The 13,289-nt window shown below is 67.5% G+C and carries 12 protein-coding genes and 3 pseudogenes; 3 read left to right on the forward strand and 12 right to left on the reverse strand.

Translation table 11 applies throughout. The features are described from left to right. Nucleotides 1–459: 459 nt before the first annotated feature. The 3 genes from ACIPEK_RS02555 to thyX form a co-directional block, all read right to left on the reverse strand. Nucleotides 460–2,145, reverse strand: coding sequence for a ribonuclease J (locus ACIPEK_RS02555; protein ID WP_401989816.1), 1,686 nt, complete (start codon nt 2,143–2,145; stop codon nt 460–462). 129 nt (nt 2,146–2,274) lie between these two features. Beyond that, entirely contained in the window at nt 2,275–3,174 is a 900-nt protein-coding gene (gene dapA, locus ACIPEK_RS02560) for a 4-hydroxy-tetrahydrodipicolinate synthase (protein ID WP_327272565.1), read from the reverse strand. A gap of 151 nt (nt 3,175–3,325) precedes the next feature. Further along, complete coding sequence (thyX, locus tag ACIPEK_RS02565) at nt 3,326–4,063, reverse strand: FAD-dependent thymidylate synthase (protein WP_351084661.1); 738 nt, start codon at nt 4,061–4,063, stop codon at nt 3,326–3,328. A 186-nt stretch (nt 4,064–4,249) separates the two neighbouring features. On the opposite strand from thyX, the gene ACIPEK_RS02570 reads away from it, so the two are divergent. Together ACIPEK_RS02570 and ACIPEK_RS02575 are read left to right on the forward strand one after the other, a co-directional pair. After that, on the forward strand, nt 4,250–4,489 hold the full coding sequence (locus tag ACIPEK_RS02570; protein WP_383978006.1) for a hypothetical protein: 240 nt from the start codon (nt 4,250–4,252) through the stop codon (nt 4,487–4,489). A 94-nt stretch (nt 4,490–4,583) separates the two neighbouring features. Beyond that, entirely contained in the window at nt 4,584–5,135 is a 552-nt protein-coding gene (locus tag ACIPEK_RS02575; protein ID WP_401989819.1) for a hypothetical protein, read from the forward strand. 110 nt (nt 5,136–5,245) lie between these two features. On the opposite strand, the gene ACIPEK_RS02580 is transcribed toward ACIPEK_RS02575, so the two are convergent. From ACIPEK_RS02580 to ACIPEK_RS02610, 7 genes and pseudogenes are all read right to left on the reverse strand, one after another. Beyond that, entirely contained in the window at nt 5,246–5,704 is a 459-nt protein-coding gene (locus ACIPEK_RS02580; RefSeq protein ID WP_401989821.1) for a hypothetical protein, read from the reverse strand. A gap of 12 nt (nt 5,705–5,716) precedes the next feature. Next, entirely contained in the window at nt 5,717–6,469 is a 753-nt protein-coding gene (gene dapB, locus ACIPEK_RS02585; protein WP_383079535.1) for a 4-hydroxy-tetrahydrodipicolinate reductase, read from the reverse strand. Between the two features lie 24 nt (nt 6,470–6,493). Beyond that, complete coding sequence (locus ACIPEK_RS02590) at nt 6,494–7,873, reverse strand: M16 family metallopeptidase (protein WP_401989823.1); 1,380 nt, start codon at nt 7,871–7,873, stop codon at nt 6,494–6,496. Continuing rightward, a complete protein-coding gene (locus tag ACIPEK_RS02595; protein WP_093898769.1) occupies nt 7,870–10,083 on the reverse strand; it encodes a polyribonucleotide nucleotidyltransferase in 2,214 nt (737 codons plus the stop codon). The genes ACIPEK_RS02590 and ACIPEK_RS02595 overlap by 4 nt, the downstream gene beginning before the upstream one ends. Nucleotides 10,084–10,416: 333 nt before the next feature. Continuing rightward, a complete protein-coding gene (gene rpsO, locus ACIPEK_RS02600) occupies nt 10,417–10,707 on the reverse strand; it encodes a 30S ribosomal protein S15 (protein WP_003965855.1) in 291 nt (96 codons plus the stop codon). Between the two features lie 278 nt (nt 10,708–10,985). After that, complete coding sequence (locus tag ACIPEK_RS02605; protein WP_401990752.1) at nt 10,986–11,045, reverse strand: hypothetical protein; 60 nt, start codon at nt 11,043–11,045, stop codon at nt 10,986–10,988. Between the two features lie 42 nt (nt 11,046–11,087). Beyond that, nucleotides 11,088–11,406, reverse strand: a pseudogene (locus ACIPEK_RS02610) (type VII secretion integral membrane protein EccD); the annotation flags it as partial. Between the two features lie 271 nt (nt 11,407–11,677). Here ACIPEK_RS02610 and ACIPEK_RS02615 point away from each other — a divergent pair. Next, a pseudogene (locus tag ACIPEK_RS02615) lies at nt 11,678–11,938 on the forward strand (hypothetical protein); the annotation flags it as partial. Between the two features lie 45 nt (nt 11,939–11,983). On the opposite strand, the pseudogene ACIPEK_RS02620 reads toward ACIPEK_RS02615, so the two are convergent. Continuing rightward, nucleotides 11,984–12,667: pseudogene (locus tag ACIPEK_RS02620) on the reverse strand (transposase). 285 nt (nt 12,668–12,952) lie between these two features. Further along, nucleotides 12,953–13,264: a zinc ribbon domain-containing protein gene (locus ACIPEK_RS02625; protein ID WP_401989825.1), complete on the reverse strand. Its 312-nt coding sequence runs from the start codon at nt 13,262–13,264 to the stop codon at nt 12,953–12,955. Nucleotides 13,265–13,289 lie beyond the last annotated feature (25 nt).

Raw genomic sequence — 13,289 nt, forward strand, 5'->3', positions numbered from 1 at the left:
CAACATATCTGGCGTTGACTTTTGGCACGCTGTTGAGTTCTCAAGGAACGGACGCTTCCTTTGTACTCACCCTCTCGGGCTTTCCTCCGGGCTTTTCCCTTCGGTCTTGCGTTTCCGACTCTATCAGACTCTTTCGTGTCCGATTCCCGGTCGAAGCGGGGTCGCTTTCCAGTTCTTCGCTTTCGCGTTTCCCTTTCCGGCGGTTCCAACCTTACCAGACTTCTTTTCCGTTCCGTTTCCGGTCCGAATTTGAATTCTGGTGGCCTTTGGAGTGGCCTTTGCCTTTCGGCGGATCCGACTTTATCAGAAGTTCTGAGTCGGAATTCCCGCTCCGTTCGGAATGCCCACTGCACATGAGCGTGCGCGGTGCTTCCCGGTCAGGCGGAGCCGTAAACGTACTGGAGCGGGGCGCCCCGATGCAAATCGGGGGCCCCGCTCCGGAGTTCGCGACTGTCGGGGTCAGACCTCGACGACGACGGGAAGGATCATCGGTCGCCGGCGGTAGGTGTCGGAGACCCACTTGCCCACCGTGCGGCGGACCAGCTGCTGGAGCTGGTGGGGCTCCATCACGCCGTTCTGGGCGGACCTGTTGATCGCTTCCTCGATCTTCGGCACGACGGCGCTGAATGCCGAGTCGTCGATGCCGGAGCCGCGGGCATGGATGTCCGGCCCACCCGTGATCTTGCCGGAGGAGCTGTCGACCACGATGAAGACGGAGATGATGCCCTCCTCGCCGAGGATGCGGCGGTCCTTGAGGGAGGTCTCGGTGACGTCCCCGACCGAGAGACCGTCGACGTATACGTAACCCGCCTGGACCTTGCCGACGATCTTGGCCTTGCCGTCGATGAGGTCGACGACCACGCCGTCCTCGGCGATGACGATGTGGTCCTTGGGTACACCGGTGAGGGCGCCCAGTTCGGCGTTGGCCCTGAGGTGACGCCATTCGCCGTGGACCGGCATCAGGTTCTTCGGCTTACAGATGTTGTAGAAGTACAGCAGCTCACCGGCCGAGGCATGGCCCGAGACGTGGACCTTGGCGTTGCCCTTGTGAACGACGTTGGCGCCCCAGCGGGTCAGGCCGTTGATCACGCGGTACACCGCGTTCTCGTTGCCCGGGATCAGGGACGACGCAAGGATCACCGTGTCGCCCTGGACGATGCGGATCTGGTGGTCGCGGTTGGCCATACGGGACAGTGCGGCCATCGGCTCGCCCTGGGATCCCGTGCAGACCAGCACGACCTCGTCGTCCGGCAGGTCGTCGAGGGTCTTGACATCGACCACCAGGCCCGCGGGCACCTTCAGATAGCCGAGATCACGGGCAATGCCCATGTTGCGGACCATCGAGCGTCCGACGAAGGCGACCCGGCGGCCGTATTCGTGTGCCGCGTCGAGGATCTGCTGGATGCGGTGCACATGGCTGGCGAAGCTCGCCACGATGATGCGCTTCTGGGCGTTGGCGAAGACCGTGCGCAGAACGTTGGAGATGTCCCGCTCGGGCGGTACGAAACCGGGAACCTCCGCATTGGTCGAGTCGGAGAGGAGAAGGTCGATGCCTTCCTCGCTCAGCCGGGCGAACGCGTGCAGGTCGGTGAGCCGGCCGTCCAGCGGGAGCTGGTCCATCTTGAAGTCACCGGTCGCGACGGCCATGCCCGCAGGTGTGCGGATGGCTACCGCGAGAGCGTCCGGGATGGAGTGGTTGACCGCGATGAACTCGCAGTCGAAGACGCCGATGCGCTCGCGCTGGCCTTCCGCGACTTCGAGGGTGTACGGGCGGATGCGGTGCTCCTGAAGCTTCGCCTCGATCAGCGCGAGGGTCAGCTTGGAGCCGATGAGGGGGATGTCCGGCTTCAGCCGCAGCAGATAGGGGACACCACCGATGTGGTCCTCGTGGCCGTGCGTGAGGACAATGCCCTCGATGTCGTCGAGACGGTCCCGGATCGTGGTGAAGTCCGGCAGGATCAGGTCGATTCCGGGCTGCTCTTCCTCCGGGAAGAGAACTCCGCAGTCGACGATGAGCAGGCGGCCGCCGTACTCGAAGACCGTCATGTTGCGGCCGATTTCGCCGAGGCCGCCGAGCGGGGTGACCCGGAGGCCGCCCTTCGGGAGCTTCGGCGGGGTGCCGAGTTCGGGATGCGGATGACTCAAAAGACTCTCCTTACCATGCGCGCCACGTACCGCTTGGGCACGTGGCGCGCATGTCATTCGTGCACTTGCTGTTGTCTGTGTTGTCACTCTTGCGAGTGTTCTTCGCATATTCAGTTGTGAAGTCTGTGGTTACAGCTCTACCCCACCGGCGGCAAGATCGATCTTGAGCTGCGCCGTTTCCTGTGCGGTGAGTTCCACCAGGGGAAGGCGCAGGGGGCCTGCGGGGAGGCCCTGGAGGGCCAGCGCGGCCTTGGTGGTGATGACGCCCTGGGTACGGAACATGCCGGTGAAGACCGGCAGGAGCTTCTGGTGGATCTCCGTGGCCTTCTGGACGTCGCCGCCGAGGTACGCCTCGATGAGGGCGCGCAGGTCGGGGGTGACGACATGGCCGACGACGGAGACGAATCCGATGGCCCCGACCGAGAGGAGCGGCAGGTTCAGCATGTCGTCGCCGGAGTACCAGGCGAGACCGGACCGGGCGATGGCCCAGCTGGCGCGTCCGAGGTCGCCCTTGGCGTCCTTGTTGGCGACGATGCGCGGGTGCTCGGCGAGCCGTACCAGCGTCTCTGTGTCGATCGGCACACCGCTGCGGCCCGGAATGTCGTAGAGCATCACCGGCAGACCGGTGGCGTCGGCGATGGCCGTGAAGTGGCGGAAGATGCCTTCCTGCGGCGGCTTGTTGTAATACGGCGTCACCGCGAGGAGACCGTGGGCACCGGAGCGTTCGGCCGTGCGGGCGAGCTCGATGCTGTGACGGGTGTCGTTGGTGCCGATGCCGGCGACGACGTGGGCCCTGTCTCCCACTGCTTCCAGTACAGCCCTTACGAGCTGGTCTTTCTCCGCGTCGCTGGTGGTCGGGGACTCGCCGGTGGTGCCGTTGATGATCAGGCCGTCATTGCCTGCGTCCACCAGGTGGGCGGCGAGCCGCTGGGCACCGTCGAGGTCGAGTGCACCGTCCGCCGTGAAGGGCGTGACCATAGCGGTGAGGACCCGCCCGAAGGGGGTCTGCGGAGTGGAGATCGGAGCCATGGGTAACACGCTACTCGTTGCTCAGCGCTCAATGCCCCCTCGGGGGACACACAGTAGGAGCCCGGCACTGCCTGCTCGGGGGTTCAAGCAGTGCCGGGTCCGTTTGATCAGCCTAGATGAACTTCACGAAACGCCGCAATACGGACACCGCTTACGGGGCTACACGTCCGTTCTTGTTGAAGGCTGCATGGGTGAGCGGCATGAGCCGGGCCCAGTGCTCCTCCATCTGCTGGCCGACCATCTCGATTTCCCGCTGCGGGAACGACGGCACCTTCGCCAGCTCGTGCTGGGTGCGCAGGCCGAGGAAGTGCATCAGCGAGCGGGCGTTGCATGTGGCGTACATCGAGGAGAACAGGCCGACGGGGAGTACCGCGCGGGCGACCTCACGGGCCACTCCTGCGGCGAGCATCTCCTGGTACGCCTCGTACGCCTGGCGGTAGGAGTCCTCCATGATGCGGCCGGTGAGCTCCTGCTGGGCCTGGGTGCCCTCGACGAATTCGTACTTGCCGGGGCGGCCCTGCTGGACGAGCTTGCGGGACTCCCCCGGAACGTAGAAGACCGGTTCCAGCTCCCTGTAGCGGCCCGATTCCTCGTTGTACGACCAGCCGACGCGGTGGCGCATGAACTCGCGGAACACGAAGATCGGGGCGCTGATGAAGAAGGTCATCGAGTTGTGCTCGAACGGGCTGCCGTGCCGGTCACGCATCAGGAAGTTGATGAGCCCCTTGGAGCGCTCAGGGTCCTTGGTGACCTCCTCCAGGGACTGCTCACCGGCCGTGGAGACACGGGCCGCGAACAGGACGTCGGAGTCGCCTGCGGCGTGTTTCACCAGGTCAACGGTGACATCACTGCGGAAGCTGGGCTTTGCGGGCTCGGGGGTCTCGGTCACCGGCGGGGTCCTTCCAATTGCGTCGCTCGGGCGGCGCCCACTCTACGGGCCGCCGCTGACAACGAGGGCCGGAAGGGTCGTGCAGGGATTTCTTCGACGAATTCGGCAATTCGGGGCACCGAACGGGTCTGCCGTACGTCTGACCCAGTAGCAGCATCCGTAACAGAGTTCAAGGAGAGCTTCCTCATGTTCCGCCGGCGTGAATCCGTCCCGTTCTCGTTCGTAGCCGAGGCCGACCGATTCCGCAGTAACGTCACCCCGCCCCCGCGGGAGCGCACCACCGTCTCCCAGCTGGCCGGCCGTTCCCTTGTCGGGCTGACGGTCGTCGCAGGTCTCGTCGGTTCGCTGATCCTCGGCCTGCCCGCCCTGAGCCCCGCCCAGGGGCCGTCGCACGCCCAGCAGACCGAAGCTGCCCACGGGCGCTGACTCCTACGGGCCCCCTGGGGTGGTCTGGTCGGCGGCCTCCTCGGTAGCCTCACCGGGCACAGCAATCGAGCGTGCTTGTGAGTGAGGATCAGTCGTGCCCCTGCCCTTTCTGACGGCCGAACGCGCGTTTGACGCGAGCGCTGAGGACATCGCGCTGCCGTTCGACGACCACGACAGCTGGCGGCGTCCGTACCGCCCAGGACCCTGGCGGGTCGTGGCTGCGGCCTCCCTGCTGCTGCTCGCGTCGTTCATCCTGCTCGCGGGGATGATCACCGTGTTCGCCGGGGCGGTGCCGGGTGCCGCCGTATGTCTGGCGCTCGCCGTCGTGGTCATCGGCTGCGCCCTGCGGCTGTTGCGGGTCGGCGCCTGGGTGAGCCGTCACGGCGTGCGCCGGGTCTCCTTCTTCACGACGACGACCGTGCCGTGGAACCACGTCGCGGCCGTCCGTACGGTGCAGCAGCCGGTGAAGTGGCTCGGGTTTCCGCGCACGGTGCAGGGGCAGGCGTTGATCGTCGTACGCCAGGGGGGTGAGGCGATTTCGCCCCTGCTCACCGACAGCAACGCGGATTTTCTGGCGCGGGGTGAGGCGTTCGACCGTGCGGCCGACACGGTCGAGGCGTGGGGGGACGAGTATCGGCGGGGCTGAGGCGTCCGGCTACCGGGGCCGCCCGGTAGCCGTTTTGTCCTCAGGCGCCGGCCAGGCTTGATCCGGCTGGACGGGCTCGATGATTCGGTCGGACAGCCCGTCGGCCCGGTTCAGGGCGTGCTGGGCTGGGTGGGCTTCGTATGCAGGGCGATGGCGCGCTGCATGGCCTTTCGGGCGCGGGGGGTGTCCCTGGCGTCCTGGTAGGCGACGGCCAGGCGGAACCAGCAGCGCCAGTCGTCCGGCGAGTCCTCGGTCTCCTCGCGGCGGCGTGCGAACACGGCGTCGGCCGAGGCGCGGTCGATGCGGCCGGACGGAGTGCGGACCAGCTCGTCGACCGGCAGGCCGCCCTCCACGTCCAGTTCCGCGGCCAGCGCATTGGCCCGCGCCACGAACTGGGTGTTCTTCCAGAGGAACCAGATACCGATCACCGGCAGGATCAGCACCGCGACCCCGAAGGTGACCGTCAGCAGCGTGCCGTGCCGGATGAGCAGGACGCCACGGCTGCCGACCAGGGCGAAGTAGAAGACCAGGACGGCAGCGGTGACGAAGTAAGTGATTTTTGCGCGCATGACAGGGCTCAGTCAGTTCAGGTCGAGGAAGTGTTCCAGGCCGAACGTGAGGCCGGGAGTGGTCACCACGCGGCGTGTGCCGAGCAGGATGCCGGGCATGAAGCTGCTGTGGTGCAGGGAGTCGTGGCGGATGGTGAGCGTCTCGCCCTCACCGCCGAGCAGCACTTCCTGGTGGGCCAGGAGACCTCGGAGCCGGATCGCGTGGACCGGGACTCCGTCCACGTCCGCGCCGCGGGCGCCGTCCAGGGCTGTGGTGGTGGCGTCCGGCTGCGGGGCGCAGCCGGCCTTCCTCCGGGCCTCCGCGATCACCTGGGCAGTGCGGGTGGCGGTGCCCGAGGGGGCGTCGGCCTTGTTGGGGTGGTGCAGTTCGACGACCTCGACGGACTCGAAGTAGCGGGCGGCCTGCTCCGCGAACTTCATCGTGAGGACCGCGCCGATGGAGAAGTTCGGCGCGATGAGCACACCGGTCTCCGGAGAGCCGGAGAGCCAGGTGTTCAGCTGCGCGAGCCGTTCGTCGGACCAGCCCGTCGTACCGACGACGGCGTGGATGCCGTGCCGGATACAGAAGTCGAGATTGCCCATCACCGACGCGGGGGTGGTGAGCTCGACGACGACCTGGACGCCGGATTCCGCGAGGGTCTCCAGCTTGTCGCCACGCCCCAGGGCGGCCACCAGCTCCATGTCGTCGGCGGCCTCGACGGCTCGTACCGCCTCGGATCCGATACGGCCCTTGGCGCCGAGAACGGCCACGCGCAGCTTGCTCATTGCTCTGCTTCCTTAACGGTGGAGTTAGGAGACCGCTTCGTCGAGGCGGTCGGCCTGCTTGTCCTTGAGCGGGCCGATGACGGAGAGCGAGGGGCGGTGTCCGAGGACCTCGCCCGCCACCGCGCGGATGTCATCGGGGGTGACCTGCGCTATCCGGGCCAGCATGTCGTCGACCGACATCTGGTCGCCCCAGCACAGTTCGCTCTTGCCGATACGGTTCATCAGCGCGCCGGTGTCCTCCAGGCCGAGGACCGTGGAGCCGGAGAGCTGCCCGATGGCGCGGCTGATCTCCTCGTCGCTCAGCCCTTCGGACGCTACCCGGTCGAGTTCGTCCCGGCAGATCTTGAGGACGTCGTGGACCTGGCTGGGACGACAGCCCGCGTACACGCCGAAGAGTCCGCAGTCGGCGAAGCCCGAGGTGTACGAGTAGACGCTGTAGGCGAGGCCGCGCTTCTCCCGTACCTCCTGGAAAAGGCGTGAGCTCATGCCGCCGCCGAGGGCGGTGTTGAGTACGCCGAGCGCCCAGCGGCGGTCGTCGGTGCGGGCCAGGCCTGGAACGCCGAGAACGACATGGGCCTGCTCGGTCCTGCGGTTCAGCAGCTCGACGCGGCCCGCGGTGCGCAGGGTGCGGGAGCCATGGCGTGGGGCGACCGGGACGGCTTCGGTGCGGGCCAGGGCGCCCGCGCGCTCGAAGGCCTTGCGGACCTGGCGTACGACCGTGGCGTGGTCGATGTTGCCCGCGGCGGCGACGACCAGGTGCGTGGGGTCGTAGTGCTTCTTGTAGAAGCGGGCGATCCGGCCGCGGTCGAGCGCGTTGATGGTGTCGACGGTGCCGAGGACCGGGCGGCCGAGAGGGATGTCGCCGAGCAGCGTGTGCGCGAACAGGTCGTGCACGCAGTCGCCCGGGTCGTCCTCGGTCATCGCGATCTCTTCGAGGATGACGCCGCGCTCGGCGTCGACGTCCTCGGCGGTGATGAGCGAGCCGGTCAGCATGTCGCAGACGACGTCGATGGCCAGCGGCAGGTCGGTGTCGAGGACCCGCGCGTAGTAGCAGGTGTACTCCTTCGCCGTGAAGGCGTTCATCTCGCCGCCGACCGCGTCGATGGCGGCTGAGATGTCGAGGGCGCTGCGCCTGGCGGTGCCCTTGAAGAGGAGGTGTTCGAGGTAGTGCGTCGCACCGTTCAGGGCGGGGGTCTCATCGCGTGATCCGACGTTGGCCCAGATCCCGAAGGTGGCGGAGCGGACGGAGGGCAGCGTCTCGGTGACGACCCGGAGACCGCCGGGAAGGACGGTGCGGCGGACCGTACCGATGCCGTTGGTGCCCTTGAGAAGCGTTTGGGTACGGGCGACGGCCCGCGCCTTCGAGGAGGCGCGGGCCGTCGTCACGGAACTACGGGACGTCACTTGGCGGCGTCGTCCTTCTTCTCGTCCTCTTCACCCTCGATGACGGGGATCAGGGAGAGCTTGCCGCGGGAGTCGATCTCGGCGATCTCGACCTGGACCTTGGCTCCGACGCCGACCACGTCCTCGACGTTCTCCACGCGCTTGCCACCGGCGAGCTTGCGGATCTGCGAGATGTGCAGCAGGCCGTCCTTGCCCGGCATGAGGGACACGAACGCACCGAAGGTGGTGGTCTTGACGACCGTACCCAGGTAGCGCTCGCCGACCTCCGGCATGGTCGGGTTGGCGATCGAGTTGATCGTGGCGCGGGCGGCCTCGGCGGCCGGTCCGTCGGCGGCACCGATGTAGATGGTGCCGTCGTCCTCGATCGTGATGTCGGCGCCGGTGTCCTCCTGGATCTGGTTGATCATCTTGCCCTTGGGGCCGATGACCTCACCGATCTTGTCCACCGGGATCTTGACGGTGATGATCCGGGGGGCGTTCGGGGACATCTCGTCCGGGACGTCGATGGCCTCGTTCATCACATCGAGGATGTGGAGGCGGGCGTCGCGGGCCTGCTTCAGCGCGGCGGCCAGGACCGAGGCGGGGATGCCGTCGAGCTTGGTGTCGAGCTGGAGCGCGGTGACGAACTGCTTCGTACCGGCGACCTTGAAGTCCATGTCGCCGAAGGCGTCCTCCGCACCGAGGATGTCGGTGAGGGCGACGTAGTGGGTCTTGCCGTCGATCTCCTGGGAGATCAGGCCCATGGCGATACCGGCGACAGCGGCCTTGAGCGGCACACCGGCGTTCAGCAGCGACATGGTGGAGGCGCAGACCGAGCCCATGGACGTCGAGCCGTTGGAGCCCAGCGCCTCGGAGACCTGGCGGATCGCGTAGGGGAACTCCTCGCGCGTCGGCAGCACCGGCACGATGGCGCGCTCGGCGAGCGCGCCGTGGCCGATCTCGCGGCGCTTGGGCGAGCCCACGCGGCCGGTCTCACCGACGGAGTACGGCGGGAAGTTGTAGTTGTGCATGTAGCGCTTGCGGGTCACCGGGGAGAGGGTGTCCAGCTGCTGCTCCATACGGAGCATGTTGAGGGTGGTGACGCCCAGGATCTGGGTCTCGCCACGCTCGAACAGCGCCGAGCCGTGCACGCGCGGGATGGCCTCGACCTCGGCGGCGAGCGTACGGATGTCCGTGACGCCACGGCCGTCGATGCGGACCTTGTCCTTGATGACGCGCTCGCGGACCAGCTTCTTGGTCAGCGAACGGTACGCGGCGGAGATCTCCTTCTCGCGGCCTTCGAAGGCCGGGAGAAGCTTCTCGGCGGCGATCTCCTTGACGCGGTCCAGCTCGGCCTCGCGGTCCTGCTTCCCGGCGATGGTGAGCGCCTGGGCCAGCTCGGACGTGACGGCGGCGGCGAGCGCCTCGAAGACGTCGTCCTGGTAGTCCAGGAAGACCGGGAAGTCGCCGGTGGGCTTGGCAGCCTTGGCGGCGAGGTCCGACTGGGCCTTGCAGAGGACCTTGATGAAGGGCTTCGCGGCCTCGAGACCGGCGGCGACGACCTCTTCGGTCGGGGCCTCGGCGCCGTCCTTGACGAGCTGGATGGTCTTCTCGGTGGCCTCGGCCTCGACCATCATGATCGCGACGTCGCCGTCCTCCAGGACGCGACCGGCGACGACCATGTCGAAGACGGCGTCCTCGAGCTCGGTGTGCGTCGGGAAGGCGACCCACTGGCCCTTGATCAGGGCGACACGGGTGCCGCCGACCGGGCCGGAGAAGGGCAGGCCGGCCAGCTGCGTGGAGCAGGAGGCGGCGTTGATCGCGACCACGTCGTACAGGTGGTCGGGGTTGAGCGCCATGATCGTCTCGACGATCTGGATCTCGTTGCGCAGGCCCTTCTTGAAGGAGGGGCGCAGCGGGCGGTCGATCAGGCGGCAGGTGAGGATCGCGTCCTCGGAGGGCCGGCCCTCACGACGGAAGAAGGAGCCGGGGATCTTGCCCGCGGCGTACTGCCGCTCCTCGACGTCCACCGTCAGGGGGAAGAAGTCGAGCTGGTCCTTGGGCTTCTTGGAAGCCGTGGTGGCCGACAGCACCATGGTGTCGTCGTCCAGGTACGCAACGGCGGAGCCGGCGGCCTGCTTGGCCAGGCGGCCCGTCTCGAAGCGGATGGTGCGGGTGCCGAAGGTTCCGTTGTCGATAACGGCCTCGGCGTAGTGGGTCTCGTTCTCCACTAGCGTTTTCTCCGATACATATCGTCTTCTCGCCCCCACGCCCGTGTGGCGGGGGACAGTTGCGGAGAAGCGCTCCATCGGCGGGCCGGTCTTCGATCGAAGCACCCGGGTTGCTGTGTCCGGGGGCCACTACCGAGGACCGGCGGCGGGGAGTCTTCCTCTCGCTCGTCTGTGGGACGTTCTGCGACCAGGTTACTGAGATTCGGCTCAGCTTGGCATTCCGGCCGTGCGGGCGGGCCCGCCACATCCCGTACATGCATACGTACGCACAATCGTACGTACAACAAAGGGAGCGGCCCCCTCAGTCGTGGGAACCGCTCCCTTCACGGCGTTTTACTTGGCGCCGCCGGCCGCACCGCGGCGGATGCCGAGGCGGTCGACCAGGGCACGGAAGCGCTGGATGTCCTTCTTGGCCAGGTACTGCAGGAGGCGGCGACGCTGGCCGACCAGGATCAGCAGACCACGACGGGAGTGGTGGTCGTGCTTGTGCGTCTTGAGGTGCTCCGTCAGGTCCGAGATCCGGCGGGAGAGCATCGCGACCTGGACCTCGGGGGATCCGGTGTCACCCTCCTTCTGGGCGAACTCGGACATGATCTGCTTCTTCGTAGCGGCGTCGAGCGGCACGCGTACTCCTCTTTGATGTTCGATGCGTCCACGAGTGCCCCTGGTCTTGTTCGCAGGGGTTCTTCCGTTACTCGGGGGCGAAGGTCCGATGAGCGCAGATCCCAGGATGATCCGGGAGCGCGTACACAAACGGCCGTCACACAGCGTACCAGTCCGGCGGAGCCGGTTCGGTCGGGGGTGCGGTGGCCCGGGAGCGGCCGGGGAGCCGCTTTGTCCTCAATCGCCGGACGGGCGCTGCTGCCCGGCTGAGCCGGGTTCGGCCGGGCGGGCCACCAGGGTCAGCTGGTGAGGGCGCGGATCGAGTGGTAAAGATCGAAAACGGCGAGGCACAGGGGCATCAGCGTCAGGAGCACACACGCCTCGGCGATCTCCAGGAAGCGCCCCCAGAACCGCCGCGGTCTCGGCAGGCTCCATGCCGGTCGATATCGCGACGAAGGTCACCAGCAGGCCGATGGCGGCGGCGAACACGAACGCGACGAAGAGACCCTCCCCGCCGGGGGCGGCGATCATGAGGGTCTCCGCCGCGACCAGCACGGCGGCGCAGGCGAGCAGGAACTGGAGCCTGCCGATGCCCTGCCCCTCGCCAAACAACAGCAGCCCGGCACCGGAGACCGCGGCGTTCGCGAGCGCACCGATCCCCAGAGCCGTGGACGATCCCCGGTCGTCGTACACGCGCGCACGTACGCAGGCGAGCGCGAGCGGGTGCCGGCCTTGAGTGCGTCTCCCTCCATGACGTGGGCCGGGTTCCGCCGACCGGAGCGACCGCGGGCAGCCCGGTGGTGGTGCGCGACTGTGGCATGCGCCCGCCTGAGAGCCTGTCGGGTGACCTTCGATCGGATAGCGGACGCGGTCTGGTGCGTGCGATTCCAAGGCGCCGGGATGTCCTCGTAGCGGAGCTACTAGGGCATTTCGGCAACGCGGGAAGCGTGCGTGCCAGGGCGTGGCTGCCCGGTCAGAGGTCATCCGACAGGCTCTGAGCCCTGTGGCGCCCCGGTTGATGCGGGCGTCGACACTCGTGGGTATCCAGCGGGTCTCGCCCGCCGAGGCGGACCAGATCGGCCGGATCCTGGGGCTCGCGCGGGCCGAGAGCGAGGCCCTGCCCACCCTGGCGGACGGTGTCACGCTCTGGGTGGCGGGCCGCGAGCGCCACTGGGCGATGACCAGTGCGACGGATATCGAGAGCGGCCTGCTGGGCGCTGCTCGCCGGATGGAGTCAACGACCCGGGACTGAAGGACTTCGTTGGGAAATCCACAAACCGGTTGTGTGTCTGCGGTTTCAAGTGGTGAGTTCGAGGCGGGCCATGTGGGAGGTTCTGGTCGTGCCGAGCGGGGTGCCGGTGAGCCAGGCGTCGAGGCGGATGATGTTGATCCTGGTGGCGGCGAGGACGTTGCCGAGGTGCGTTTTGGGTCGTCCGGTGCAGCGGGTGCGGCGGATGCCGGTGCGGCGGACGGCTTGCGAGATGGTGCCTTCGCCGCCTGCCCGGATGTCGTACCGCTTATTCCGCTGTTCGGTTTGCTGTTCCTGGCGGCGCTGGTCCAGAGTTTCTCACTGCTCGCGGTTGAGCAGCGTCAGACTGCGTCCGTAGCGGCCCTTCTCGGAGGCCCGGGTGCAGGCCGGCCGAAGAGGGCAGGGACGGCAGTCGGTGGCGGCGAACTGGACCCGGGTGATCGGGGTGCCGCTGGATTTGACCTGGCCGGACCAACTGATGCTGACGGCGCCGCGTGGGCAGGTCACCTTGCGCCGGCCCCAGTCGACGGTGAACGCGCTCTGGGAGAGATCGGGGGCATCGCCGTCCGGCTCGCCGTGGTGGGCGTCCAGGCCGACCGGTCCCAGCAGGTCGATGCCGTGCTCGTCGCGGGCGGTGACGATGCGCGCGGCCGTGACATAGCCGGCGTCCATATCGTGCTCGCCTGGCCTCAACTCCCGTTCTGCCAGGCCCTGGTGGATGATCTCGGTCATCTCGGTGTCCGTGACCGTGGCGTCGGTGGTGGCCACGTGGGTGATCAGGTGTGGGGCGTCCGGGTCGCAGGTCTCGCTCAGGTGGGTCTTGTAGCCGCACCAGCCAGAGCCCCGCTTGGTCCCGTAACGGGCGTCACCCCACCCTTCGCTCCGACGAACAGAACGATCACGAAACCTCAGCGAGTTCAGCGAAGCCGGTTTGCGGATTTCCCAACGGAATCCTGAAGTCCTGGGCTTGCTGCTCGGGTCATCGATGGCTTCGATGAGTCCGGCTGCGTCCAGCTCTCACGCGATCAGCGTGAGGGCAGGGGCCGTTGACTCGGCCCCGCAGACCCACACGTACCACCCTCTGTGGGCGATGTCGTGGGACGAGTTGTGGTCTGCGTGCTCCACGAAGCCGCAGGACCGGCAGGCGAACACCGCCGGGGAGGACCGGTTGCCGCGTTCGGCATGATGACAGCGCGAGCACTCCTGGCTGGTGTACGCCGGATCGACATACACCACCGGCACCCCGGCCCTCTTGGCCTTGTAACCGATGAACACGCCGAGCTGCGCGAACGGCCAGGAGTGGAGCGTGGTGCTCGCCCAAGCTCTCAACTTCGTTCGAGCAGGGAGGTACCCC

This window comes from Streptomyces sp. NPDC088246 (assembly GCF_044741025.1).
Lineage (GTDB): Bacteria > Actinomycetota > Actinomycetes > Streptomycetales > Streptomycetaceae > Streptomyces.